The organism is Jannaschia aquimarina, assembly GCF_000877395.1.
GTDB lineage: Bacteria > Pseudomonadota > Alphaproteobacteria > Rhodobacterales > Rhodobacteraceae > Jannaschia > Jannaschia aquimarina.
The window spans coordinates 14,698-37,699 of the sequence record NZ_JYFE01000068.1 but is presented as its reverse complement, the minus strand read 5'-3'; the positions used below and the strand labels follow the sequence as shown (position 1 = coordinate 37,699).

Below are 23,002 nucleotides of genomic sequence, written 5' to 3'. Positions count from 1 at the left end.
GGCGGAGACACGCTCGGCAAGGGCGGGAGCGAGGGGCCAGCCCCTCGCGCTCCCCGGGATATTTGGGGCAGGATGAGAGATGGACGCGACAGGGAGGCCGGGATGGCGCAGAGTTCGAAGACCAACCGCAGGATCGTTCTGGCCGAACGGCCACGCGGCGAACCCGACGAAACGACGCTGCGGATGGAAGAGGCGCCCGTGCCAGAGGCAAGCGCGGGCGAGATGCTGATCCGCACGGAATTCCTGTCGCTGGACCCGTATATGCGCGGCCGCATGAACGACGCGAAATCCTACGCGGACCCGGTCGGGATCGGAGAAGTGATGACGGGGCAGGTCGTGGCGGAGGTCGTATCCTCCAAACTGGATGGGTTCGCGGCAGGGGATCGCGTCCTCGCGAGCAGCGGTTGGCAGGATTGGGCCGTCTCGGATGGGCGCGAGGTGCTGAACCTCGGCCCCGCTCCCGAGCGGCCGTCCTGGGCGTTGGGGATCCTGGGGATGCCTGGTTTCACCGCCCATGCGGGCCTCTACGGGATCGGCGCGCCGAGGGCCGGAGAGACGTTGGTCGTCGGAGCCGCGACGGGGCCGGTGGGCGCGACGGTCGGCCAGATCGGCAAGATCGAGGGATGCCGCGTCGTCGGCGTCGCGGGCGGGCCAGAGAAATGCGCCCATGCGGTCGAGACGCTTGGCTTCGATGCCTGCATCGACCACAGGGCCGAGGATTTACAGGCGCAACTCGCAGCCGCCTGCCCCGACGGGGTCGATATCTATTGGGAGAATGTGGGCGGCCGGGTCCTTTACGGTGTCCTGCCGCTGCTCAACCCGTTCGCGCGGATCCCGGTCTGCGGGGTGGCGGGCTGGTACAACCTGGAGCGTCTTCCCGACGGACCGGACCAGGGGCCGCAGATCATGGGAACGATCCTGCGGATGAAGGTGAAGATGCAGGGATTCATCATCTTCGACAATTTCGGGCCCGAAGAATATGCGCGGTTCCGCTCCGACATGGAGAAATGGCTGGCGGAAGGCCGCGTTCGCTACACCGAACAGATGGTCGAGGGACTGGAGGCCGCACCTGCCGCGTTGAACGACGTCCTGACGGGGCGCAATTTCGGAAAGGTGGTCGTGAAGGTCGGCTGACCCGGACGGCGTTCGTCAGAGGCGATCCAGCAGGGCCTCGATGCGTTCGCCGGCCTCCTGGCGGTCGTGCCCATACTTTTCCTGCAGGAGGCGTTCGAGATTCTCGCGCCGTCCCTCGGCGCGGTCCCATTCCTCGCCCGTGATCTCGTGCCACTGGGACAAGGCCTGACCCTTGAACCCGCTGTAATCTTGATCGATCCGGTTCCAAGCCATCGCGCACCCCCTTCGACATCCGTGGATGTAGTTGAAGGTAAACCGAATTCGAGGGCGAAAGTTCCGGTTGGCGGTGCATTCCCGTGCGGGCCGCGGCGGTTGGCGAAGGCCGAGATCCGGAGGCGACGCACCAATCGCGTCGAGATGGTCACATCTCGACGCGGTAGCTTTCGATGACGGTGTTGGCGAGGAGCTTTTCGCACATCTCGGTCACCTGCGCCTCGGTCGTTCCATCGGCGACGTCGAGTTCGATGAGCTTTCCCTGGCGCACGCCGTTGACGCCGTCGAAGCCCATTGCGCCCAAGGCATGACGCACGGCCTCTCCCTGCGGGTCGAGCACGCCGTCCTTGAGCATCACGGTCACCTTCACGCGCATCTCAATTCACCAGATGGGGCCGCGTCACCGGGCCGGAATTGTGAGGCAGCACGCCCAGACGACGCGCGACCTCCGTATAGGCGTCGGAGAGCGATCCGAGATCCTGACGGAAAACATCCTTGTCCAGCTTCTTGCCGGTCTCGATGTCCCAGAGACGGCAGGAATCAGGACTGATCTCGTCGGCGACGATCAGGCGGTGGAAGTCGTTTTCCCAGATGCGGCCGATTTCGATCTTGAAGTCCACCAGGCGGATGCCGACGGCCAGCATGCAACCGGACAGGAAGTCATTCACCCGCAAGGCGAGCGCCACCATGTCGTCGATGTCCTGCTGGTTGGCCCAGCCGAAGGCGATGATGTGCTCTTCGGAGACCATCGGGTCGCCCAGCTTGTCATCCTTGAAGTAGAACTCGATGATCGGGCGCGGGAGCGGCTGCCCTTCTTCGATGCCGAGCCGCTTGGACAGGCTGCCAGCGGCGACGTTGCGCACCACCACTTCCAGCGGAATAATCTCGACGGAGCGGATCAGCTGCTCGCGCATGTTGAGGCGCTTGATGAAGTGGGTGGGCACGCCGACGGCATTCAGACCGTTCATGAAGAACTCCGACAGGCGATTGTTCAGAACGCCCTTGCCTTCGATGACATCCTTCTTCTCGGCATTGAAGGCGGTGGCGTCGTCCTTGAAGTACTGAACGAGGGTCCCCGGCTCGGGTCCTTCATAGAGGATCTTGGCCTTGCCCTCGTAGACCTTCTTGCGACGTGCCATGTGCGATTCTTTCCCGTGCGGATTGGCCCGACATAGGGAACGGCCCCCGATCCCGCAAGACGGGACGAGGGCCGCGAAACCATGGCGGACGCACGAAAAGGGTCTGGTGCGATCCGGCCCGGTTGTGCGCAATCACGCGCGGTAGAGCACCGTTATGACGTCGGCGATGGCGTTGTAGCGCTCCGGTGAGACGTCGAGGCGGATCGCGAGAGACGCGAGGACTTCATGCTCCTGATCGCAGAAAGTGCCGTCGGCGGCGGCGACGAAGAGAGCCATCGCGATGGCGGTCTCGCGCAGGTCGGGGGGCTGGTTCGTGAGGCGGTCGAGAACACGCTCGGCCCCGCCCGCTGCGATCTCGGCGCTGGCGCGGGCCACGCAATCCTGTGTCGCGTCCGGACCGATGCGCAGGAACAGCGGGTTCGCCGTCAGCAGGTTGCCGAGCTTGCGGCGCTCGCTTTCCCGGGTGGCGCCATCGGCCGCCATCGCCAGCAGCGCGGGGCCCAGAAGGGCGCAGGCCCGCTCCCGGTCGGCGCCGAGCACGGCGGTGGCGTCGTTGGTGTCGATGCTGGAATCCTTGCCCATCTGGGTCCTCTCGGTCTTGGCCGCGATATCGGTGCCGGACAATCATGCCAGGGGGGCGATAATGTGGCGGGGCCGTGGAAACCGCGCATGGCGCCTTGCCCTCGCTCGCGCCCGTGTCCAGATTGCGCAGCAAGCATAGCCAGGGCCGGAGGAAGCAGGATGTCCGACAACATGAAAGACCGCGAACGCGGCTTCGAGAACAAGTTCGCCCATGACGCAGAACTGCAGTTCAAGGTCGAGGCGCGCCGCAATCGCCTTCTGGGCGAGTGGGCCGGGGATCTGCTGGGCAAGTCGGGCGACGAGCGCGCCGATTATGCCAAGGAGGTCGTGAAGGCCGATTTCGAGGAGGCCGGCGACGAGGACGTGTTCCGCAAGGTCTCCGGCGATCTGGGCGACCGGGCGACCGAAGCCGAGATCCGCGCGAAGATGGCCGAACTCATGACGGTGGCCAAGAAGCAGATCATGGAAGAGGTGACCTGACCGTCCCCGCCCCGTAGACCTTGCTGACGTCTCAGGCGCGGCGAAGCTGTCGCTTGAGCCAGCCGCCGTCCTCCCGGTCATGCTGCGCACCCGGGCCGGACTTCATGGGGCCGAACGCCGCGACGTGATCGAAAGGGCTGTCGCGGTGGATCAGGACGCGGTGGGCCGCGCCTGTCGCATGGCGGGCGGCTGGGATGTAGCGGATCGTGAACGCCGCTTCGTCTTCCGGCCCGGCGGGCCCGGACATCGTGTCGCCGTCGCGGAAATCGTGCCCCAACTCGCTGCACATGACACCGGCGGTCAGCGCAAGGCTCTTGGCGGCGGCGATGTCCATCGGGGCCTGACGCAGCTCGACCTCGGCGCCCGAGAACGTGGCGAAGCCCTGCGTCCGAACGGTCACCGTATCGGATCCGACGGGATCGGGCGCCGCCAGCAGCAGCGACATTCCCAGCCACGGAAGCGATCCCTGGCGCACCTCCTTGGCCCATTTCACCCAGCGCCGCGCCGGGACGACACGCGCGGCCTCGTGCCAGACGACAGCCGCCGCGATCGGCATGCGGGCCAGAACCGCGACCGTCGCGGCGAGATAGCGCGCCGCTTCGTGGAGGGCGGCGGGGTCGCCGGGCGGCACCTCGATGGCGACGTTCAGATAGGAGGCGGCCCGGGCCAGCCGCTCGGCCGTGGGGCGTTCGACCTGATTGACAGACAGGAGCCGCTGGTCGGGGCGGAAGTCGAAGCCGGGCTTGTTGTTGATGCGGACCGATCCGGCCGCCGCACCGCACAGGACAGAGGCGTCGACCTGTTCTTCACTGTCGAAATCCTCGGCGGCTGTCTCGTCCTCTTCATGCCATGTCAGTTCGGGGAAATCCTCGCGCAGGGCCACGATCAGGTGCCGGACGCGGAACTGCAGCGGCTCGTCCAGGATGACGAAGGCCGACAGGCGCACGCCATCCGGGACGGGCGTGGCCCGTGGGACGGACTCTGCGACCGTCGTGCTGCCCCGTCTGAACAAGCCCATCTGCGGACTACACCGCCAGATCGGCCTGCACGACGCGCATGGCGTCGGCGATAAGCCCATCCCTTTCGGACGCGTCGATCCCCAACTGGCGGGCGATGGGACCCAGAAGGGCCATCTGGTCGGGACCGATCGTACCATTCAGCGCGGCGACCTGCGCGGCGAGGGTGATCGCCACGCGGGCGGCGGTCTCGTCGAGGTCCGCGCGGACCTGCTCGAACACCTCGGCCTCGCCGTAATCGGCGATCCGCTCGCGGACGTCGCTGGCGATCGCATGGGCGAGATCCGGGTCGGGCATGATGACCGCGAGGCTGTGGCGCTGCGCGATCGGGATCAATTCGTCGGCAACCGCCTCGATCTCTTCCTCGGATAGCTCACGGTCGGCATAGGCCACGATCAGAGCGACCGTGGCGATCGCATGGGTCCGCCTGTAGGCCGGTCCGTTCACCGCCTTCGCCCTCTGTTCCAGAAACTGCGCCAATTCCCGCTCCGTCCGCTCGCTGTCCGTGATCAATGATTGGAGAGAGCGGCGAAAGTTGGGCCGATGACGGTTAATCCTACGACCGTTGGCAGGCTCAACAAGATCATGACGAATATGCGTTTGCGTCTGCGATCCGCGCGCGCGAGGGAGGCCCGACTTCACACGCGGAGACCTCATGTCCGACGCCCTGACCGCCCTTCTGACGAATCGTGACTGGCTGCTTGCCGACGGCGCGACCGGCACGAACCTGTTCAATGCAGGTCTGTCGTCCGGCGACGCGCCGGAATTCTGGAACGAGGACCATCCGGACCGGATCAGGGATCTCTATCGCGGGTCGGTGGATGCGGGATCGGATATCTTCCTGACCAACACCTTCGGCGCGAACCGCGCCCGGCTCAAGCTGCACGATGCGGGCCATCGCGCGGCCGAGCTGTCGCGGATGGGCGCCGAGCTGGGCCGCGAGGTGGCCGATGCCGCCGGACGTCCCGTCGTTGTCGCGGGCAGCATGGGTCCCACGGGCGAGATCATGGAGCCGATGGGCCCGCTGAGCCACGATCAGGCGGTAGAGATCTTCCACGAGCAGGCGGAGGGTCTGAAAGCGGGCGGCGCCGACGTCCTGTGGGTCGAGACGATCAGCGCCCCCGAAGAGATGAAGGCCGCCGCCGAGGCGGCCCGGCTCGCCGGGATGCCCTGGGTCATCACCATGAGCTTCGACACGGCAGGGCGCACCATGATGGGGACCGCCGCGCCCGAGATGACCCGCCTCGTCGGCCGCCTGCCCCATCCCCCCGTGGCCTACGGCGCGAATTGCGGCGTGGGCGCCTCGGATCTGGTGCGCACGGTTCTGGGCTTCGGCGAAGGCGCCGGGCCATTGGTCGCCAAGGGGAATGCGGGCATTCCGAAATATGTGGACGGGCATATCCATTATGACGGCACGCCCGACCTGATGGCCGATTATGCGCTGCTGGCCCGCGATGCCGGTGCGCGGATCATCGGCGGTTGCTGCGGAACGACGCCCGCCCATCTCGAGAAGATGCGCGCCGCGCTGGAAACCGTGCCCAAGGGTGCCCCCCCTGCCCTCGAAGAGATCGCGGCCAAGCTGGGCGGCTTCTCGTCCGAGGGGGACGGCATCGCGGCCAAGACTTCGGACCGTCCGCGCCGGCGGCGCCGCAGCACCGCGTGAGCGTGCGAAATGTGGCCGCGCTGGCCCTGCTGATTCTCTCGATCCCGCCAGTGCTGGGGGGATGGGCCGGAGGATGGACACCGTTTCTCGACAGCCTCGGGGTCGGCCTGCCGCTGGCAGTCGGCGCCTCGCTTCTGGCGGCGCTTTTGGGTCGGGGCTGGCCGCGCCTCGCCGCGCTGGGCGTTCTGGCCGCGGGGGCAATCCCCGTCGCGCAGGCCGCATGGCCGGGTCGCCTTCCGGAAGACAGCGCAGACGTTGCGCTCGTCCAGCACAACCTTCGCTTCGACAGCGGGATCACCGACCTCGCCCGACTGGAAAGGGCGGACGTGGCGACGTTGCAGGAGGTGCTTGTGCCGGAAGCACTGAGCCTCCCTGCCGGCTGGATGCTGCATCACTGCCCCTTCACGCGGGTCGGCGGGCAAGTCGTCGCAACGCCGCACCCGATCCTGGAGACCGGCTGCGCGGAAGGCATCGCCTGGGTCCGGGCTGCCCTGCCGAGCGGTGAGGCGACAATCGTGTCGCTGCATCTGCACTGGCCCTGGCCCAGCCGCCAGGCGTCGCAGGTGAATGCGCTGCTGCCGGTGCTGCGCGCCCTGCCCCGGCCCGTCCTGCTGGGTGGCGATTTCAACCAGACGCGCTGGTCCGCCAGTTTGCGCCGGATCGCAGAGGCGACCGGGACGCGCGCCCTGCCCGCCTTGCGGCCCAGCTACCACGTCGCGATCCTGCCGCTGCGGATCGACCACGTGTTGATCCCCGAAGACTGGATCGGCACGAACCGTATCGACGGGTATCATGGCTCCGACCACGCTGCGATCCGCGCAGCGGCGGCGCCCGCATGAGAACCGCAGCGCAGTGGGCGGGCGCCCCGCAGGGGGCAGTCCCGCAGGGCGCGCCAGCCCGCCCGGCACGGGTCGCATGCCGGGCATTCCGTCGTTCAGAAGAGGGCCAGCTGGGCCCCTGCCCCGGCCGGCACCTCGAACAGGTCGGTGCGCAGGTTCGGCATCCGCAGCTTGAGCCCCTCGGCCTCGCACGCCCGCCGGAACCGTTGCTGGAGCAGGTCCGCATGAACTCCTCGCCCCCGCATCCGGTGGCCGAACCCCGCGTCATAGAGTTTGCCGCCGTGGAATTGCCGGACCCGGTTCAGGACCTTGCGCGCCTCGCCGGGGACATGGGTCCGCAGCCATTCCTCGAAAAGCGGCGCGACTTCTGCCGGCAGTCGCAGGGGGATCATGCTGGCAGCCACGGCGCCCGCCTCTCGGGCAGCCGACAGGACGGCCTCGACCTCGTGGTCGGTCAGGCCCGGAATGATCGGCGAGACCATCACACGCACCTGAATACCAGCCTTGGCCAGCGTCTCGATCGCCTTGAGACGCCGCGCCGGGGCGGGCACCCGCGGCTCCAACCGCCGGGCGAGATCGGCGTCCAGCGTCGTGACCGACAGGCCGACGCGGCAAAGCTCCGGCCCCATCTCTGCCAGGATGTCCGCATCCCGTTCGACCAGGGTGCCCTTGGTGGTGATGCCGACCGGGTGGCGGAAATCGCGCAGCACCTCCAGCAGACCGCGGGTGATGGCGCGGTCCCTCTCTGCCGGCTGGTAGGGGTCGGTATTCGCCCCCAGCATGATGGTCTGCGGCGCGTAACCCTTGCGCGACAATTCACGCCGCAGCGCCTCGGGCGCATCGGTCTTGGCGGTGATCCGCGTCTCGAAGTCCAGCCCCGGCGACAGGCCGAGGAAAGCGTGGGTCGGACGGGCGTAGCAATAGATGCAGCCGTGCTCGCATCCCCGGTAGGGATTGATCGAACGGTCGAAACCCAGATCGGGGGAGCGGTTGGTCGATACGATGCGGCCGGCGCGTTCCTCCCGCAATTCCGTGCGCATGCGGCCGGGCAACGGCGCGTCGTAGGAATAGGGCTCGAACCGCCCGGCAAGGTTGGACACGGCGCCGCGCGCCTGCACCGGCGCGGGCGTATCGAAACTGCGGAAAGCCTGTCCCATTTTGCATCCCCCGGGGTGCTGCGGAATGAGAACATAAATAGAACATTAACCCTGCAGGCGCAAGAGCGTCGCCGCCTGACCGCCGGAAGTCGCTTTCCGCGCTGTCCAGCGGGCCGCGCCATTCCACACCTGCCTGCAAGACGGAGGCCCTGATGTCCGACGAAGACGACGAGATCATCCTGAGCGAGCTGCCGGACGACGAGCTGGTCCAGCAGATGTTCGACGACCTGTATGACGGCCTCAAGGACGAGATCGAGGAAGGCGTGACGATCCTGCTCGATCGCGGGTGGGAGCCCTACCGCATCCTGACCGAGGCGCTTGTCGGCGGCATGACCATCGTCGGCAACGACTTTCGCGACGGGATCCTGTTCGTCCCCGAAGTGCTGCTGGCGGCGAATGCGATGAAGGGCGGGATGGCGATCCTGAAGCCTCTGCTGATCGAGACCGGCGCGCCGCAGGTCGGAAAGATGGTCATCGGAACAGTGAAGGGCGACATCCACGACATCGGCAAAAACCTCGTCGGCATGATGATGGAGGGCGCGGGCTTCGAGGTGGTTGACCTCGGGATCAACAACGATGTCGACAAGTATCTGGGCGCCCTCGACACCGAAAAGCCGGACATCCTCGGTATGTCCGCCCTGCTGACGACGACGATGCCCTACATGAAGGTGGTGATCGACACGATGGTCGAGCGGGGTATCCGCGACGATTACATCGTTCTGGTCGGAGGCGCGCCGCTGAACGAGGAGTTCGGCAAGGCCATCGGTGCCGATGCCTATTGCCGCGACGCCGCCGTAGCGGTCGAGACGGCCAAGGAGTTCGTGGCCCGCCGCCATAATCGCCCTGCTGCCGGCTGACGCATCCCCCGTGCGATCACGGGCACATCCTCAAGAGCCGGGTCTACGCCGGCGGGCGCGGCGAAGGAGCGGTCCACCGGGGGACTGGCCTGGTCCGACAAGGCGCGATCACGGATGATCGGCGCGCCTCTGATGGTCCACGCGCCCCGGCTTCGAGTATCGCGCTCGACCGGGTGCCCGCATTTCGGTCCGCCGCCGGGTGGATCGCGACCGATGTCCCTGGGCGGCTGCGCGTGGCGGACTATTCTCAACAGCGCACCAACGACGGAGACCACTCATGTTTCGCCTGACCGCCGCCCTTGCTCTTTTCGCGACGCCGCTTCTGGCCGACGCCCATGTCGGCGCCCGCGTGACCGGCGACATCCAGAACCGTGAGGGCGAGATCATCGGCTCGACCTCGATCTTCGAAACGGCGAGCGGGATCGTCCGGATCATCGTCACGGCGAACGGCATCAGCCCCGGCACCCATGGCGTGCATCTGCACGAAGTCGGCGAATGCGAAGGCGACTTCACCTCTGCGGGCGGCCACATCGCCGGAGATGCCAACCATGGCCTCGTCGAGGGCGGCCCCCATCCCGGTGACCTGCCCAACGCCTACGTCCAGGACGACGGCGCCCTTGCGATGGAGGCATTCGCCGTGGCCTCGCTGTCGGTCGAAGAGCACCTGCGCGATCCCGATGGGGCGGCGTTGATCATCCATGCCGGCCCGGACGACTACGAAAGTCAGCCCAGCGGCGCGGCGGGCGACCGGGTCGCCTGCGCAGTTCTGAACCTGATGCCGGAATAGACCTACTTGCGGCGGTTCACCGCCGCCGAGGACAGGGGGGCGGGCGCGAAGAGCACCTTTTCCGGCAGCGGCCGCCCCGCTTCGAGACAGACGAGACCGCCTACGCAGCGCTCCGCCCGCCGCAACGCGCAGGCGACGAGAGCCAAGACGGCGAGCCCTCCAAGCAGGGGCGAGAAGGTCCGACCAAACCAGACGGTCAGCGTGCCCAGCAGGAAGACAGACCATCCCTGCGCCTCGACCCGCAAGGCCGTCGCCAGCATCAACGGTGCGTGCAAAGCACGCGCCCTTCCGTATCCGGCGGGCATGTCGCGGATATCGGTCAGATCTTCGGCGATATTTTCCTCGATCCACATGATGCGCAGCAAGGCAAGGATGGCAGCGAGGGCCATCAGACCAGTGGGAGCCACCACTGCGAGAAGGATGGAACTCAGGACGAGCGCGGCGGATGTCAGCGTATCGCGAGCGGTGGCGGCCATGGGAATTCTCCTGCGCTATGATTCCTCAATGCGCCGCGGCTGTGAAGGTTTCCCTAAAGCCGAATGCCGTGCCGTCCCGCCAGGTCGGTGAAGAATTGCCATGCGACCCGACCGGAGCGGCCGCCGCGCGTGGCCTGCCACTCGATCGCCTGCGCGCGCAGGTCGTCCGATGCGACATCAAGGCCGTAGGCATCGCAATAGCCACGGATCATCGCGAGGTATGCATCCTGATCGCAGGCATGGAAACCCAGCCACAGCCCGAACCGGTCCGAGAGGGAGACCTTTTCCTCGACCGCTTCGGCCGGGTTGATCGCGCTGGAGCGTTCATTCTCGATCATGTCGCGCGGCATCAGGTGGCGACGGTTCGAGGTGGCGTAGAAGACGACATTGTCCGGCCGCCCTTCGACCCCGCCGTCGAGCACCGCCTTCAGCGACTTATAGGCGGCATCATCATGGCTGAAGCTCAGGTCGTCGCAATAGAGCACGAACCGATGCGGCGCGTCCCGAAGCAGCGTCAGCAGCCGCCCGACGGTGGAGATATCCTCACGTTGCAACTCGACCAGCTTGAGGTCCGTCGCTTCGAGTTCCCCATGCACGGCCTTCACAAGAGACGACTTCCCCATCCCCCGTGCGCCCCACAGCAGCGCATTGTTCGCGGGCAGCCCGTTCGCGAAACGCCGCGTATTGCCCAGCAGGGTGTCGCGCTGCCGGTCGATCCCGACCAGCAGGGTCAGGGGGATGCGGTTCACCCGCGCCACCGGCGTCAGCCGGTCGGGATCGGCGTGCCACACATAGGCTGAAGCGCTCCAGTCCGGCGCGGAGGCCGCCGGCGGTGCCAGTCGTTCCAGCGCGTCTGCGATCCGCTCCAGCGGCTCGCTCACGAACGCTCCTCAGGGAGATCGGCATCATCCTCGTCGTCCAGCACCCCCTCGGCGCGCAGGCGCGCGTCGCGGCGCCGCTCCACGATGCGGACAAGCTGGATCGACACTTCGTACAGGCCGTAGACCACCACGAACAGAATGATCTGGGTGATGACGTCCGGCGGCGTGACGAGCGCGGCAAGCACCAGAATGCCGACGACCGCATATTTGCGGACATTGCCCAGCCCTTCGGCGCTGACCAGCCCGGCCATTCCCATGAGCGTCAGCAAGACCGGCAACTGGAAGCACAGCCCGAACGCCATGATGAACTTCAGCGACAGGTCCAGCGATTCCCGCACCGAACCCAGGAACACTGTCCGAAGCTCTTCATTCTCGATCTCGGCCACCGTGTCCGTGCCCGAGATGATGTTCACCAGCGCCGGGATCGCATCCGAGAAACCGATGAAGAAGTTCATCGCCAGCGGCGTCACGACATAATGGGCAAAGGCTGCGCCCAGCATGAAGAGCGCGGGTGAAGCGATGATGAAGGGCAGGAACGCGCGCTGTTCCGACTTGTAGAGACCGGGCGCGACGAAGCGCCAGAGCTGATGCGCGATGACCGGAAAGCTGAGACCCAGGCCGAAGATCACGCTGATCCGGATCAGAACGAAGAACTTCTCTTGCGGCGCCGTGAAGATGAGCTGCGGATTCTCGCCCCGCGCGCGCAAGACGTCAGCGATAGGCTCGGCCAGGAAGTTGAGAATCGGCTCGGCAACCGTGAAGCACGCGACCATCGCGATCAGGAACGCGATCACCGCGCGGATCAGCCGTGTCCGAAGTTCCGCCAGATGCTCGATCAGCGGTGCAGAAGAGCTTTCGATGTAGCTTTCGTCTTCGTCGGCGGCGCTCATGCGCTATCGGCCTTCTCAACGGGCGCGTCCGGTTCCGCGGGCGGCTCCGGCGAGGCGGGATCAGGTTGCAGCGCGTCGCGTTCCCGGGCCTGGCGTGCCAGAGCGGCGTCGGCCTGCGCCTTCTCGATCTTGGCGCGCTGCGCCTCACGCTCTTCGGACAGAGCCTTTGTATGGGGGCCGGTCGTCTCGTCCGGTTCCCATCTCGTCAGGTCCTTGGTGGCGTCCTTGATCGCGTCGATGCCGTATTTCTTGGGGTTGGCGATCTTGCGCAGGTCGCTTGACACCTCATCCACCCCGCTTTCGCGGGCGGCATCGTTCATCGCCGACTGGAACTCGCGCGCCATCCGTCGGGCTTTGCCCGTGAACTCGCCCAGCTTGCGGAACATGACGGGGAGGTCCTTCGGACCCACCACGATCAGCGCCACGATGCCGATGACGAGAAGCTCGCTCCAGCCGAGATCTAGCATGGATCAGAGAAGGCTCAGGCCTTCTCCTTCTCCGCCTCAGGGGTCACGTTGCGGGCGGCGGTGCCATCCGCGATCTCGGCGGCCTCGTCATCTTCCGAGCCGTCCTTGACGCCCTTCTTGAAAGCAGTGATCCCCTTGCCGACCTCGCCCATCAGCGAAGAGATCTTGCCGCGCCCGAAGAGCACAAGCACGACCACGGCGATCAGCAGAAGGCCCGGCAGGCCGATGTTGTTCAGCATTTCCCTACTCCCTCGACGCCCGTCCGGACGAAATCATTCCCGACCTACTTACGTGGTTCCGGACCCGGTTTGAAGGTACGCCGGCGCCTTTTCGTACCTCGCGGCAAAGAACACAGCCACAGGGCGATCCGACCACGGGCCGGACCGCCTCAGGGGGCATCAGCGAAGGAAGCGCGACGGATCGACCGGATCGAGGCCCTGACGCAGTTCGAAATGCAGGAAGTCGCCCTCGCCGACGCTGGCGATCCGCTGGCCCTTGCGGACGGTATCGCCCTTGTCGACGCGGATGTCCTGAATATTCGCGTAGACGGTCAGCAACCCGTCACCGTGGCGCAGGACAAGTATCGGCACCTGATCCGTATCGCGGGTGATCGCCGCGACACGTCCGTCCGCCGCGGCCCCGACAGGCGCGCCGGCCGGGGCGTTGTAGTCGATCCCTTCGTTGCGGTCCGAAAAGCCTTCGCGCACCGACCCGTTCACCGGACGCTGGAAGCTGACGCTGCCGCTCTCCTCCGGCTCCGTGGTCACGGGCTCGCGGACGCCGCTGGGCTGGGAGGCCGCTGCGCTCTCTTCGGTCCGGAACTGGTCGAGCTGCGGGCTTTCCGGCAGCGACTGGGCCTCCACCGCGTCCGGCAGGGCCGAGGACGCCGAGGGCGGCAGTGGCGTCTCGGATCCCGAGCCGGGCTCGGCCACGACTTCGGACCCATTGTCGCCGATGACCAGCGGGATCAGCAGGAACTGCCCCTCACGCACGGCGAGATCTGGGCCGAGACCGTTCCAATCCGCCAGACTGCGCGGCGTCACCCCGTAGAGACGTGCGATGGAGAATGCCGTCTCCCCGCGCGCGACCTGGTGACGGACCGGCTCTGCCCCGCCCTGCACGTCGAGGGGAGCGGCCGCCTGCGAGGCCGAGGCCCGGTCGATGGCCTGCCCGGCGATCGAGGCGATATCGCGCTGCCCGCCCGACGCGGCCGGGTTCACCCGGCTCGGCAAGGCCAGCACCGCGTTCCGGTTCAGCCGCGCGTCGGGTGTCACGCCGTTGAAGCGCGCCAGTTCGGCCGCATCGGCGCCGATCCGCTGCGCCACGTCCGTGACCGTGTCTCCCCGCCGGGCGACCGCGACCTGATAGGTCGGATAGGTGATCAATCCGTTCGCGTCCGGCTCCGGCCGGTCAGCGGCCGCCCGAAGCGCCGCCTCGGACGTATCCAGCGCGCCCACCGCGTTGTCGCGAAGATCCAGATCCAGCCGGCTGAGCGTGTCGCAGGCGCCGAGCACCCCCAAAGCGAGCGTCGCCGCCGCAAGGCGGGGATATGTCGAAAGGCGCGGCCTGCGCGCGCTGATGCGATCGGTCATCCGATCCTCCTGCCCCGGGGGCGTCAGGCCCTTCAGTCCTGTTCCACCCCATCCACCAGTGGCACGAAGCGCACCGGCATCAATTCGTCGTACTCGTATCCGTCTTCCGTCCGCGTGACCTTGATGAGGGTCTGAACCGCATCCGACACGCCGACGGGCAGCACCATGCTACCCCCCTCTCGCAATTGGCTCAACAGCGGACCGGGCGGATCCTCCGCGGCGGCGGAGACGAGGATCGCGTCGAAGGGCGCCTGCTCGGGCAGGCCGCGGGTGCCATCGCCGGTGATGACGGTCACGTTGGTGATGCCGAGGCGTTCGAGATTGGCCCGTGCCGCCCTGGCCAGAGGGGCGTGGCGCTCGACGGAATAGACCCGCCGGGCGAGGCGCGAGAGGATCGCGGCCTGAAAGCCCGTGCCTGTCCCGATCTCCAACACCTTGTCGCGAGGGCCGATCCGGGCGGCCTGCGCCATCAGGCCGATGACGGAGGGCTGGCTGGTCGTCTGCCCCGATGCGATGGGCAGGGGCACATCCTCTTCGGACCGTTCCGCAAAGGTGGCGGGCACGAATTCGGCCCGGTCGATCTTTTCGAAGGCGGTCAGCACGCGCGCATCCGTCACCCCGCGCGAGCGAAGCGCGTAGATGCGCCGCATGACCTGTTCGGGCGTCACCCGTCGGTCGGCGAGTCGAGCACGCCGTTCATCGCCGCGAGGACCTCGTGATCCGTCAGGTCGCAGCGCATGGGCGTCACGCTTGTCCAGCCGTTCACGTTGGCGTGGACGTCCGTCCCCTCGGCTGTCGCCTCGCCCTGGGCACTGCCGCTGATCCACAGATACTTGCGGCCCGATGGCGCCGTCTGCGGCGTCACGCCCATGCGTCCGTCGCCGCGATAGCCCTGCGACACCGCCAGCGCCCCGCGCACGCCGTCCGCGGGAACGGGCGGGAAGTTGACATTGTAGAACAGCTTGTAGGTGTCGCCGCCCCAGGGCGCGCCCTCGATCAGACGTCGGACGAGATCCGCGCCGGTGGCGCGCGCCGCCTCGAACGGATCGTCGAGTTGCACGTTCCGGGGACCGTAGAACTGGCTGAGTGCGATGGCGTTCACGCCTTGCAGCGCCGCCTCGATCGCCGCGCCGATGGTGCCGGAATAGATCGTGTTCTCACCCGCGTTGTTCCCCCGGTTCACGCCCGACAGGACCAGATCGACCGGCCCGTCCACCAGTTCGCCGAGGCCCGCGAGGACGCAATCCGCCGGAGAGCCCTCGACCGCGATCCGCCGCGGCCCGATCTGCTGGACCATCGAGGGGCGGACGTAGTTGATCGCGTGCCCGACGCCCGATTGCTCGAAGGCCGGCGCTACGGTCCAGACCTCTCCGTCCGGGCCGGCAACGTCGTGGGCGATTTCGGTCAGGACTTCGAGCCCGGGGGCGCCGATGCCGTCGTCGTTCGTGATGAGGATACGCATGGTGCCAGCTAGCCGCGCCCTAACCGCGCGTCCAGCCGGGAGGCCGCTTTTCGAGAAAGGCCTGTATCCCTTCGGCCGTATCCGCATCGGCGAGGTTCTGGACCATCGCTTCGCGGGCCAGCGCATAGGCTTCCTCGACCGGCCGCTCGGCCTGGGCGTGGAACGCCCCCTTTCCGATGCGAACGGCGGCCGGCAGCTTGGACGCGACGGTCCGGGCAAGGTTGTCCACGTCGTCGGCCAAATGGTCGGCATGGACGACGCGGTTCACCAGGCCGGCCTCCTCGGCTTCGGACGCGGACAGGAACCGGCCGGTGGCCAGCATCTCGAAGGCACGCTTGCGCCCCACATTGCGGCTCAAAGCGACCATCGGGGTCGAGCAGAAAAGCCCTATATCCACCCCGTTCACCCCGAACCGCGCCTCGTCCGACGCCACCGCCATGTCACAGGTCGCCACAAGCTGGCATCCGGCGGCTGTGGCCAGCCCATGCACCTGTGCGATCACCGGCTGCGGCAGCTCGCGGATGGCCCGCATGACGGCCGCGCACCGGTCGAACAGATCGCCGAAGGCCGCCGCCCCGCCGTCGGGAGCCTGCCGCATGGCCTGCATCTGTGCGAGGTGATGCCCGGCGCAGAAGGCGCGTCCCTCCGCCCGCAGCACGACCACCCCGGCCTCCGACACGGCGATCCGCTCCAAGGCGCCGCCCAGCGCGGCGAGCATCTCATCGGACAGCGCGTTCAGCGTCCCGGGGTCATTCAGGGTCAGGCGGACGATCTCTCCGTCAACCTCTTGCAGCAGCAGATCCGACATTTGACGCGCCCTCCTTCGCGTCGCAGGGTGCGGCGCGATGGACGGGGACGCAAACATAAAGATGGACGAGGCGGCGCTGATGGCGTTCCTCGACACGCATTTCCTTCAGGTGAAGGGCGAGTTCATCGTCGAAGAGGTGACGGATGACGGCGTCACGGTCCGGCTCGACGTCGCCGAACGTCATCTGAGGCCAGGCGGCACGGTTTCCGGCCCTACCATGTTCGCGCTGGCGGATGTGGGCGCCTATCTCGCGATCCTGTCGCGGATCGGTCCCGTGGCGCTGGCCGTGACGACCAATTGCTCGATCGACTTCATGCGAAAGCCGGCACCAGACGCGCCGCTGAGATGCGAGACCCGGCTGCTCAAGCTCGGCCGGGTCCTCGCCGTGTGCGATGTCCTGATCTTTTCCGAAGGCGTGGTCGAGGCGGTCGCGCGCGCCTCGCTCACCTATTCGATCCCGCCGCGTTAGCCGACCGTCCGGCACCGGATGGCGGCGACATCCTCTGTCACGACACCGTTGAACACCGCGAGACCGGTCCCGGCCGTCACGGTGGAGTTCGCGCGCGGCTCGTCATCGGGTCCGACCGCCACGCAGAACAGGGGAACATCGGCTTGCACCTGGCAGGCGACGCCGCCCTCGGCGGTCTCGCACACGACGGCGACATCCTTCATCTCGCCCTCGGCCAGCGCGAAGAACGGCGCCGTGATAAGCGTTACGAATCCGATGAATGCGGCAATACGGCCGGTCATGGTCTTCCTCCTTGCAGGTCGCGGACATAACGCCGCAGCCCCCGGCAGGTTCACCTGACCAAAAAAAAGGACCGGACGTCCATCGGGGGAAGCGTCCGGCCAGGGGGGAAGAGAACGGGTGTTGCGCTGTGGTCGCGGTCAGGCCCGCCAGAAGGGCTTGGCCCCCTCGTGCAGCGCCTCGGCGGTGGTCAAGCCGATATCCGGCAGACGTTCGGCAGGAAGCTCGCGCAGGGCGGCGCGGGTGCGGGCGCGCGTCTCCCACTTCGCCAGCGTCACCGCAGCCGACAACAGCGCCTGCGTCACCGGCGAAGCGGTCGGCAGGGCGTGGGCGTTCAGGGCGGGATGTTCGAAGGCGGGGGCGGCCATGGCGTGTTCCTTTCGGGATCTCCGTCTGCGGAAGTGTATTGATACAATCGTAGCGATCAGCTACGGGATATAGATACAATCCTGTTCCGCCTCGATCCAGAGAAACATTGTCATGGTTACAATCACGGATGAGAATGTCATCGAGGTGGAGTTCGGCTCGGACCCCCGCCCGAAATACGTCGTCCTGGAAGGCGCCGTGCGGGCGGCGATCGAACGGGGCCGCCTGACGCCCGGCACGCGTCTGCCCCCCGTCCGCGATCTGGCCTGGCGCGTGGGCGTCACGCCCGGCACCGTTGCCCGCGTCTATCGAAGCCTGACCGAAGAGGGCGTGCTGGAGGCCGCCGTCGGCCGCGGCACCTTCGTCGCCGAGCCCGGCCCTCCTGCCCCGATCTATCAGGAGTTCCAGGCCCTCGCCGTCGATGCCACGCCGCACAAGACGGGCGGGGATAATTATGCGGTCAATCTGCTCTCGCCGCACCTGCCTTCGGTCGGGCAGACCTATCTGATCCGCGATCTGCTGGCCGAGGTGGCGCAGGATCCGCCCTCCGGCCTGATGCACTATCCCGTCCATGCCAGCGAGCGCCCGGCGCGCGAAGCGGCGGCGGCCTTCCTCCAGAACCCGATGCTGGGCCCGGTCGAGCCCGACGATATCGCCCTGACCCATGGCGGCCAGCACGGCATCGCCCTGGTCCTGCAAGCCGTCCTGCGCGGCCGCCGTCCCGTCGTCCTGTTGGAAGAGTTGGCCTATCCCGGCTTCCGCCGCATGGCAGAGATGCTGCGTGCCGAAATCGCTACCGTCGCCATCGACGAGCAGGGCATCGTCCCGGAAGCATTCGAACAGGCGGTGCGGAGGTCGGACGTCCAGATCCTGTGCACCTCGCCGGATGTCCAGAACCCGACCTGCGCCCACATGCCAGAGGATCGGCGCCGCCGGATCGCGGCCATCGCGCGCGAGGCGGACATCCAGATCCTCGAAGACGATTGCTACATGATGGAGAAGGCCAAGCTGCCGACCTACCGTCTGCTTGCGCCGGAACGGACGTGGCACGTCTCGTCCATCGCCAAGACGATCACGCCGGCCCTCCGGCTCGGCTTCGCATTGGCCCCGCCCGAACGCCGCCTCGCCCTGCAGCGAGCGGCCGAGTACAATTCCTTCGGCCTCGCCACACCCATGAGCGACCTCGCAGCCAAGCTGCTGGTCCATTCGGACCTCCCCGCCCTGATGGAAGAGACGCGCGACGTGGTCCGTCGCTACGTTGAAGTCGCCGCCCGCGTGCTGGAGGGACACGATCTCAAATGGCGCCCGGACGTCTCGTTCGTGTGGCTCAACCTGCCCAGCGGCTGGCGCGCCTCGGCCTTCTGCCGCGCGGCCGAGGCGGCCGGCATCAAGATCCGGGCCGCCGAGGAATATGCCGACCGCGATGCCAACGCCCCCCACGCGGTGCGTTTCGCGGTGAATGCGGGCGTGTCGCTGGCCAGCTTCGAAGCTGCGATGATCCGCCTGCGCGACCTGCTCGACCATCCGCCGGAGGGGCTGGGGGTCTAGGTCTCGCCAGGCCTCCACCACTTTGCCGGTCCAATTCCCAACGTGCGGCAACACCGCGCCCGCTTCCGGACAGGCCATTCCACATCGCGTGTGCATGGGGTAAAATTGCACCCCAGACGCAACCCCTTGATGAAAATAGATAACGCGCCGTTCGCGCCACTTGACACCGCTCGCGCCGCGCTTAAAAGCCGCCCATCCGCCGCCGGACGCCTCCGGCTCTCACACGAACAAGGAAGGGCGAGGGAATGAAGACCTACACCATGACCCCCGACCAGATCGACAAGAAGTGGATCCTGATCGACGCCGAGGGCGTGGTTCTGGGCCGTCTCGCCTCGATCGTGGCCACCCGCCTGCGGGGCAAGCACAAGGCGACCTTCACGCCGCACATGGACATGGGCGACAACGTGATCGTCATCAACGCCGACAAGGTGCAGCTTACCGGCAAGCACCGCGACCGGCCAGTCTACTGGCACACCGGCTATCCGGGCGGCATAAAGTCCCGCACCGTCGGCCAGATCCTCGAAGGCAAGCACCCCGAGCGGGTCGTGATGCAGGCCGTGAAGCGGATGCTTCCGGGCAACCGCCTGTCGCGCAAGCAGATGACCAACCTGCGCGTCTATGCCGGTGCCGAGCATCCCCACGACGCCCAGTCGCCCGAAGTGCTGGACGTCAAGTCGATGAACCCCAAGAACACGCGGAGCTGAGCGCATGGCCGACCAGATCAACTCCCTCGAAGACCTCAAGGGCGCCGTCGATACCTCGACGCTCGCCGAAGGCTCCGACGCTGTCACGCTTGAGGAAGTCACCCGTGAACCCGTGCGTGACGACCTCGGCCGTTCCTACGCGACCGGCAAGCGCAAGGACGCGGTCGCCCGCGTCTGGATTAAGCCCGGCTCGGGCAAGGTGACTGTCAACGGCAAGGAGATGGACAAGTACTTCGCCCGTCCCGTGCTGCAGATGATCCTGCGCCAGCCGTTCCAGATCACCGACCGCGAAGGTCAGTTCGACGTGATGGCCACCGTCAAGGGCGGCGGCCTGTCGGGCCAGGCGGGGGCCGTCAAGCACGGCATCTCCAAGGCACTGCAGCTCTATGAACCGTCGCTGCGCGGCGCGCTCAAGGCCGCCGGCTTCCTGACCCGCGACAGCCGCGTGGTCGAACGCAAGAAGTACGGTCGCGCCAAGGCCCGGAAGAGCTTCCAGTTCTCCAAGCGCTGATCCGCTTCCCCGGACATGCAAAGGCCCGCCTCTCCGGCGGGCCTTCTTCATTCTGGGATGCGCTCTGGGTCAGAACAGATGCACGTTCGGATCGTCGGACTGGATCCAATCGAACTCGTCCAGATATCCGAGCTGCGGTCCCTGCGGTGGTGGCGGCGGCGGGGACGGTTCCTGGTACTGACCGTAATTGTCCTCTCCGTCCGACTCGAAGGCGTACTGGTCGCCGTCATCCGTGACGTACTCGCCGGTATAGCCCGCACTAGGGTCGTCCGGATCCCGCTCGACGAGAAAGAACGAGTCGACTGCGCCCAACTCGGATAGCCATTCGAGCCAGGCCAGCACGGTGTCCGCAGTCGGCGCCTCCCCGTCGTTGAACGGATTGTTGTCGTCGGCGAAATCCTCCTGCCCTTCGGAAGGGCGCCGCGCCGTCACGACGATCTCTGGCGTGTCGTCCTCGTCCGGATCGTCGGGTTCGTCGTCGGGGGGCGGCCGAGTGCCGCCTCCGCCGCCATCGTCGTCAACGGTGCCGACCACGACGATTTCGTTCTCGGTGGTGTCATCGTCCTCAATTTCGTCAGACACAGATCTTCCCCCTTCCAATTCCGTTGAAGAATGGGCCCACGGTGCCAAGCGTCCGGATTCTCTCAAGCTGCCGAAAACGGCATATGGCGGATTGCTGCCAATCCCTGCGAAAACGTCGGCCTCAGGGGGCGCGGGTTTCGGTCCGGACCCAGTCGGCATAGGCGGCGGACACGAAATCCGCCTTCCATCCCAGGATCGCCGGCACCTCGTAGGGATGGAGGTCGGTCACACGCGCCGTGACGGCATCGCCAAGTTCCGCCCGCGTCTTGGCGAGCAGCGTGACCTCTCCTTCGCAGGCGACCGACCCCGCCCACCGATACCGGCTCTCATGCGGCGCCAGAACGTGGGTGCAGGCGGCGAGACGTTCTTCGACCAGCCGGGCGCCGAGGACCGATGCGGTTTCCGTGTCCGGGCAGGCGATGTGAAGGATCAGGATGTCGGTCATGGAGCCTCCGCTATTCGGCCCCCACATTAGCGAGCCGTCGGCAAAGGTTTACCCGTTCCAGAGCGCCGACAATGCATCGCTTGCCGCAGGCCGGTCCGCCGCGCAGGGTTCGGCCATGCCTGTCTCGCGCGTCATCCTCTTTCTCGTTTCGGTCGCCGGCTGGTGCGTTCTGGTCTTTGGCGCGTGGATCGCGTGGCGCGGCGCGGTGCTTTACGAGAACGACGCCGTGCTCATGGGCACTGGCGGCGGACTTGCATTGGGCGGCCTGCTCGTGATTGCGCTGACGATCGGCGCCTTCGCGCAGGTCTCGGCCGCGCGCGACCTCGCCGCGATGCGCGCCCGCCTCGAGGCGCGCGAAGAGCGTCGCGCAGATGCCCCGCCCCCGCGCGGCGAGCCGGCCCTTCGATCGGTCGAAAAGCCCAAGGCCGTGCCGCGCGTCGAACCCCGGTTGTCGCTCTAGCTCCGGGCGCGTGCGTTCGTCAGCGCGGCGCCCTCGGCCATCGCGCCCAGCTTGGCGTAGGCGATCTCGGGGTCGACGGCCCCGAACCCCGCAAACGTGCCGAAACCGCAATCGCTGCCGGCGATCACCCGTTCGGCACCCACGATGTCGACGAAGCGGCCCAGCCGTTCGGCCACGACTTCGGGATGTTCGACGAAATTCGTCGTGGTATCGACGACGCCTGGTATCAGCACCTTGTCCTCGGGGATCTCCGACGCCCGGTCCCGCCAGACGCGCCATTCATGGGCGTGCCGCGGGTTCGACGTCTCGAACAGCAGGTGCGACGCGTTCACCCGCAGGAAGGTCGAGAACACCGTGTCCATCGCGATGTCGCAGACATGCGGGCCCTCGTAATTGCCCCAGCAGATGTGCACCCGCACCCGCGACGGGTCGATACCGGCGAGCGCGCCATTCAACGCTTCGACATGGGTCTCGGCGACCTTCAGGAATTCGTCGTCCGTAAGGTCCGTGAAGAGCATGTGACGGCTGAGCGCGAGGTCCGGGCAATCGAGCTGCAGGTAGAGCCCCGCCTCGACGATGGTGCGATATTCCTCGGCCATCGCGTCGGCCAGCGCCGCCAGATAGGCCTCGCGCGTCGGGTAAAAGTCGTTCTGCAGGAACAGGCTGATCACACCGGGCGAGGCCGCGTTCATGAACCCTTCCGCCGCGCCGTGGGCGACCATCGCCGCCTTCAGGTTGTCGATGTCCTTCTGCAGCTCCCCGTGCCCCTTGGAGCGCACCTCGCCCACGCACATGGGCCGCGCATAGGTCGGCGCGCCCTTGTCCCGGGACAATCGGGCCGAGAAGGACGGAAACAGCTTCAGGTCCGCCGGCGTGTTGCGCGGGCTGTCCCCGCCGAAGCCGGTATAGCGATCCTTGACGTAGGTGGCGTAGCTGATCTTGGACGTCTCGCCGTCGCTGACAATGTCCACCCCGGCCTCGACTTGCCGGCGCACGGTCTCGGCGCAAGCCGCGCGCATCGTCCGGTCGAAGAGCGCCTCGTCGTAAGGTTCCCCCTTCTCGCGGGCGAAGATCAGATCAACGACCTCCTGGCTGCGCGGCAGACTTCCGGTGTGGGTGGTGCGGACGGGCATCGGGATCTCCTCACGAAGTCGTGAGGGGGTGCCATGCCGGAGGGGTCAGGGCAAGGCTGGCA

32 protein-coding genes are annotated in these 23,002 nt (G+C 67.0%); 11 read left to right on the top strand and 21 right to left on the bottom strand.

Annotated features, from left to right (window positions below; genetic code table 11):
- The first annotated feature begins 102 nt into the window (after nucleotides 1–102).
- Nucleotides 103–1,134, top strand: coding sequence for an NADP-dependent oxidoreductase (locus tag jaqu_RS17905; RefSeq protein ID WP_043920379.1), 1,032 nt, complete (start codon nucleotides 103–105; stop codon nucleotides 1,132–1,134).
- Between the two features lie 15 nt (nucleotides 1,135–1,149).
- On the opposite strand, the gene jaqu_RS17900 is transcribed toward jaqu_RS17905, so the two are convergent.
- The 4 genes from jaqu_RS17900 to jaqu_RS17885 all read right to left on the bottom strand — a co-directional run bounded on the left by jaqu_RS17900 (nucleotide 1,150) and on the right by jaqu_RS17885 (nucleotide 3,068).
- Nucleotides 1,150–1,347 carry a CsbD family protein gene (locus jaqu_RS17900; protein WP_043920378.1) on the bottom strand — a complete coding sequence of 66 codons (198 nt, stop codon included), beginning with the start codon at nucleotides 1,345–1,347 and terminating at the stop codon, nucleotides 1,150–1,152.
- A 148-nt stretch (nucleotides 1,348–1,495) separates the two neighbouring features.
- Nucleotides 1,496–1,723, bottom strand: a complete 228-nt coding sequence (gene purS, locus jaqu_RS17895; protein WP_043920377.1) for a phosphoribosylformylglycinamidine synthase subunit PurS — start codon at nucleotides 1,721–1,723, stop codon at nucleotides 1,496–1,498.
- Nucleotide 1,724: 1 nt separating this feature from the next.
- Nucleotides 1,725–2,486, bottom strand: coding sequence for a phosphoribosylaminoimidazolesuccinocarboxamide synthase (gene purC / locus jaqu_RS17890; RefSeq protein WP_043920376.1), 762 nt, complete (start codon nucleotides 2,484–2,486; stop codon nucleotides 1,725–1,727).
- Nucleotides 2,487–2,618: 132 nt separating this feature from the next.
- Nucleotides 2,619–3,068 (bottom strand): tellurite resistance TerB family protein, encoded by a 450-nt coding sequence (locus jaqu_RS17885; protein WP_043920375.1) that lies wholly within the window; start codon nucleotides 3,066–3,068, stop codon nucleotides 2,619–2,621.
- 159 nt (nucleotides 3,069–3,227) lie between these two features.
- On the opposite strand from jaqu_RS17885, the gene jaqu_RS17880 reads away from it, so the two are divergent.
- Nucleotides 3,228–3,548: a DUF1476 domain-containing protein gene (locus jaqu_RS17880; protein WP_084630022.1), complete on the top strand. Its 321-nt coding sequence runs from the start codon at nucleotides 3,228–3,230 to the stop codon at nucleotides 3,546–3,548.
- A 31-nt stretch (nucleotides 3,549–3,579) separates the two neighbouring features.
- Here jaqu_RS17880 and jaqu_RS17875 read toward each other — a convergent pair whose 3' ends face one another.
- The gene (locus jaqu_RS17875) at nucleotides 3,580–4,566 is read right to left on the bottom strand and encodes a hypothetical protein (protein ID WP_043920374.1); all 987 of its coding nucleotides are present in this window, start codon (nucleotides 4,564–4,566) and stop codon (nucleotides 3,580–3,582) included.
- Between the two features lie 7 nt (nucleotides 4,567–4,573).
- Nucleotides 4,574–5,077, bottom strand: a complete 504-nt coding sequence (locus jaqu_RS17870) for a tellurite resistance TerB family protein (RefSeq protein ID WP_141134390.1) — start codon at nucleotides 5,075–5,077, stop codon at nucleotides 4,574–4,576.
- 142 nt (nucleotides 5,078–5,219) lie between these two features.
- On the opposite strand from jaqu_RS17870, the gene bmt reads away from it, so the two are divergent.
- Together bmt and jaqu_RS17860 are read left to right on the top strand one after the other, a co-directional pair.
- Entirely contained in the window at nucleotides 5,220–6,227 is a 1,008-nt protein-coding gene (gene bmt, locus jaqu_RS17865) for a betaine--homocysteine S-methyltransferase (RefSeq protein WP_043920372.1), read from the top strand.
- On the top strand, nucleotides 6,224–7,066 hold the full coding sequence (locus tag jaqu_RS17860) for an endonuclease/exonuclease/phosphatase family protein (protein ID WP_089268436.1): 843 nt from the start codon (nucleotides 6,224–6,226) through the stop codon (nucleotides 7,064–7,066). The genes bmt and jaqu_RS17860 overlap by 4 nt, the downstream gene beginning before the upstream one ends.
- Before the next feature lie 95 nt (nucleotides 7,067–7,161).
- On the opposite strand, the gene jaqu_RS17855 is transcribed toward jaqu_RS17860, so the two are convergent.
- Complete coding sequence (locus jaqu_RS17855) at nucleotides 7,162–8,223, bottom strand: PA0069 family radical SAM protein (RefSeq protein WP_043920370.1); 1,062 nt, start codon at nucleotides 8,221–8,223, stop codon at nucleotides 7,162–7,164.
- Between the two features lie 152 nt (nucleotides 8,224–8,375).
- Between jaqu_RS17855 and jaqu_RS17850 the strand changes: the two genes are divergently transcribed.
- Together jaqu_RS17850 and jaqu_RS17845 are read left to right on the top strand one after the other, a co-directional pair.
- Nucleotides 8,376–9,080, top strand: coding sequence for a corrinoid protein (locus jaqu_RS17850; RefSeq protein WP_043920369.1), 705 nt, complete (start codon nucleotides 8,376–8,378; stop codon nucleotides 9,078–9,080).
- A 277-nt stretch (nucleotides 9,081–9,357) separates the two neighbouring features.
- Nucleotides 9,358–9,867 carry a superoxide dismutase family protein gene (locus jaqu_RS17845; RefSeq protein ID WP_043920368.1) on the top strand — a complete coding sequence of 170 codons (510 nt, stop codon included), beginning with the start codon at nucleotides 9,358–9,360 and terminating at the stop codon, nucleotides 9,865–9,867.
- Between the two features lie 2 nt (nucleotides 9,868–9,869).
- Here the strand turns inward: jaqu_RS17845 and jaqu_RS17840 are convergent, their stop codons facing one another.
- The 9 genes from jaqu_RS17840 to jaqu_RS17800 all read right to left on the bottom strand — a co-directional run bounded on the left by jaqu_RS17840 (nucleotide 9,870) and on the right by jaqu_RS17800 (nucleotide 16,443).
- On the bottom strand, nucleotides 9,870–10,343 hold the full coding sequence (locus jaqu_RS17840; protein WP_043920367.1) for a hypothetical protein: 474 nt from the start codon (nucleotides 10,341–10,343) through the stop codon (nucleotides 9,870–9,872).
- Nucleotides 10,344–10,396: 53 nt separating this feature from the next.
- Nucleotides 10,397–11,224 carry an ATP-binding protein gene (locus tag jaqu_RS17835; protein WP_043920366.1) on the bottom strand — a complete coding sequence of 276 codons (828 nt, stop codon included), beginning with the start codon at nucleotides 11,222–11,224 and terminating at the stop codon, nucleotides 10,397–10,399.
- Nucleotides 11,221–12,114: a twin-arginine translocase subunit TatC gene (tatC, locus tag jaqu_RS17830; RefSeq protein WP_043920365.1), complete on the bottom strand. Its 894-nt coding sequence runs from the start codon at nucleotides 12,112–12,114 to the stop codon at nucleotides 11,221–11,223. The genes jaqu_RS17835 and tatC overlap by 4 nt, the downstream gene beginning before the upstream one ends.
- Complete coding sequence (tatB, locus tag jaqu_RS17825) at nucleotides 12,111–12,581, bottom strand: Sec-independent protein translocase protein TatB (RefSeq protein WP_043920364.1); 471 nt, start codon at nucleotides 12,579–12,581, stop codon at nucleotides 12,111–12,113. The genes tatC and tatB overlap by 4 nt, the downstream gene beginning before the upstream one ends.
- 14 nt (nucleotides 12,582–12,595) lie before the next feature.
- A complete protein-coding gene (locus tag jaqu_RS17820; protein ID WP_043920363.1) occupies nucleotides 12,596–12,820 on the bottom strand; it encodes a twin-arginine translocase TatA/TatE family subunit in 225 nt (74 codons plus the stop codon).
- Between the two features lie 159 nt (nucleotides 12,821–12,979).
- A complete protein-coding gene (locus jaqu_RS17815; protein ID WP_052501065.1) occupies nucleotides 12,980–14,173 on the bottom strand; it encodes a peptidoglycan DD-metalloendopeptidase family protein in 1,194 nt (397 codons plus the stop codon).
- A gap of 32 nt (nucleotides 14,174–14,205) precedes the next feature.
- Nucleotides 14,206–14,841 carry a protein-L-isoaspartate(D-aspartate) O-methyltransferase gene (locus jaqu_RS17810; RefSeq protein ID WP_269079001.1) on the bottom strand — a complete coding sequence of 212 codons (636 nt, stop codon included), beginning with the start codon at nucleotides 14,839–14,841 and terminating at the stop codon, nucleotides 14,206–14,208.
- On the bottom strand, nucleotides 14,838–15,635 hold the full coding sequence (gene surE, locus jaqu_RS17805) for a 5'/3'-nucleotidase SurE (protein WP_043920362.1): 798 nt from the start codon (nucleotides 15,633–15,635) through the stop codon (nucleotides 14,838–14,840). Before surE ends, jaqu_RS17810 begins: the two co-directional genes overlap by 4 nt.
- Before the next feature lie 19 nt (nucleotides 15,636–15,654).
- On the bottom strand, nucleotides 15,655–16,443 hold the full coding sequence (locus jaqu_RS17800; RefSeq protein WP_043920361.1) for an enoyl-CoA hydratase: 789 nt from the start codon (nucleotides 16,441–16,443) through the stop codon (nucleotides 15,655–15,657).
- A 37-nt stretch (nucleotides 16,444–16,480) separates the two neighbouring features.
- On the opposite strand from jaqu_RS17800, the gene jaqu_RS17795 reads away from it, so the two are divergent.
- Nucleotides 16,481–16,912 (top strand): PaaI family thioesterase, encoded by a 432-nt coding sequence (locus jaqu_RS17795; protein ID WP_043920360.1) that lies wholly within the window; start codon nucleotides 16,481–16,483, stop codon nucleotides 16,910–16,912.
- On the opposite strand, the gene jaqu_RS17790 is transcribed toward jaqu_RS17795, so the two are convergent.
- Together jaqu_RS17790 and jaqu_RS17785 are read right to left on the bottom strand one after the other, a co-directional pair.
- A complete protein-coding gene (locus tag jaqu_RS17790; protein ID WP_043920359.1) occupies nucleotides 16,909–17,193 on the bottom strand; it encodes a hypothetical protein in 285 nt (94 codons plus the stop codon). The two genes, jaqu_RS17795 and jaqu_RS17790, sit on opposite strands and share 4 nt — an antisense overlap.
- Before the next feature lie 138 nt (nucleotides 17,194–17,331).
- Complete coding sequence (locus tag jaqu_RS17785; protein ID WP_052501064.1) at nucleotides 17,332–17,559, bottom strand: DUF1127 domain-containing protein; 228 nt, start codon at nucleotides 17,557–17,559, stop codon at nucleotides 17,332–17,334.
- Nucleotides 17,560–17,671: 112 nt separating this feature from the next.
- On the opposite strand from jaqu_RS17785, the gene jaqu_RS17780 reads away from it, so the two are divergent.
- From jaqu_RS17780 to rpsI, 3 genes are all read left to right on the top strand, one after another.
- Nucleotides 17,672–19,105 (top strand): aminotransferase-like domain-containing protein, encoded by a 1,434-nt coding sequence (locus tag jaqu_RS17780; protein ID WP_043920358.1) that lies wholly within the window; start codon nucleotides 17,672–17,674, stop codon nucleotides 19,103–19,105.
- A gap of 245 nt (nucleotides 19,106–19,350) precedes the next feature.
- A complete protein-coding gene (gene rplM, locus jaqu_RS17775) occupies nucleotides 19,351–19,809 on the top strand; it encodes a 50S ribosomal protein L13 (RefSeq protein WP_043920357.1) in 459 nt (152 codons plus the stop codon).
- A gap of 4 nt (nucleotides 19,810–19,813) precedes the next feature.
- Nucleotides 19,814–20,320: a 30S ribosomal protein S9 gene (gene rpsI, locus jaqu_RS17770; protein WP_043920356.1), complete on the top strand. Its 507-nt coding sequence runs from the start codon at nucleotides 19,814–19,816 to the stop codon at nucleotides 20,318–20,320.
- 69 nt (nucleotides 20,321–20,389) lie between these two features.
- On the opposite strand, the gene jaqu_RS17765 is transcribed toward rpsI, so the two are convergent.
- Both jaqu_RS17765 and cutA read right to left on the bottom strand, forming a co-directional pair.
- Entirely contained in the window at nucleotides 20,390–20,902 is a 513-nt protein-coding gene (locus jaqu_RS17765; protein WP_043920355.1) for a hypothetical protein, read from the bottom strand.
- 121 nt (nucleotides 20,903–21,023) lie between these two features.
- Nucleotides 21,024–21,347 carry a divalent-cation tolerance protein CutA gene (gene cutA / locus jaqu_RS17760; protein ID WP_043920354.1) on the bottom strand — a complete coding sequence of 108 codons (324 nt, stop codon included), beginning with the start codon at nucleotides 21,345–21,347 and terminating at the stop codon, nucleotides 21,024–21,026.
- Here cutA and jaqu_RS17755 point away from each other — a divergent pair.
- Nucleotides 21,346–21,807 carry a hypothetical protein gene (locus tag jaqu_RS17755; RefSeq protein WP_161793900.1) on the top strand — a complete coding sequence of 154 codons (462 nt, stop codon included), beginning with the start codon at nucleotides 21,346–21,348 and terminating at the stop codon, nucleotides 21,805–21,807. The genes cutA and jaqu_RS17755 overlap by 2 nt on opposite strands.
- On the opposite strand, the gene jaqu_RS17750 is transcribed toward jaqu_RS17755, so the two are convergent.
- Nucleotides 21,804–22,940, bottom strand: a complete 1,137-nt coding sequence (locus jaqu_RS17750; RefSeq protein WP_043920352.1) for a cobalamin-independent methionine synthase II family protein — start codon at nucleotides 22,938–22,940, stop codon at nucleotides 21,804–21,806. The two genes, jaqu_RS17755 and jaqu_RS17750, sit on opposite strands and share 4 nt — an antisense overlap.
- Nucleotides 22,941–23,002: the final 62 nt, after the last annotated feature.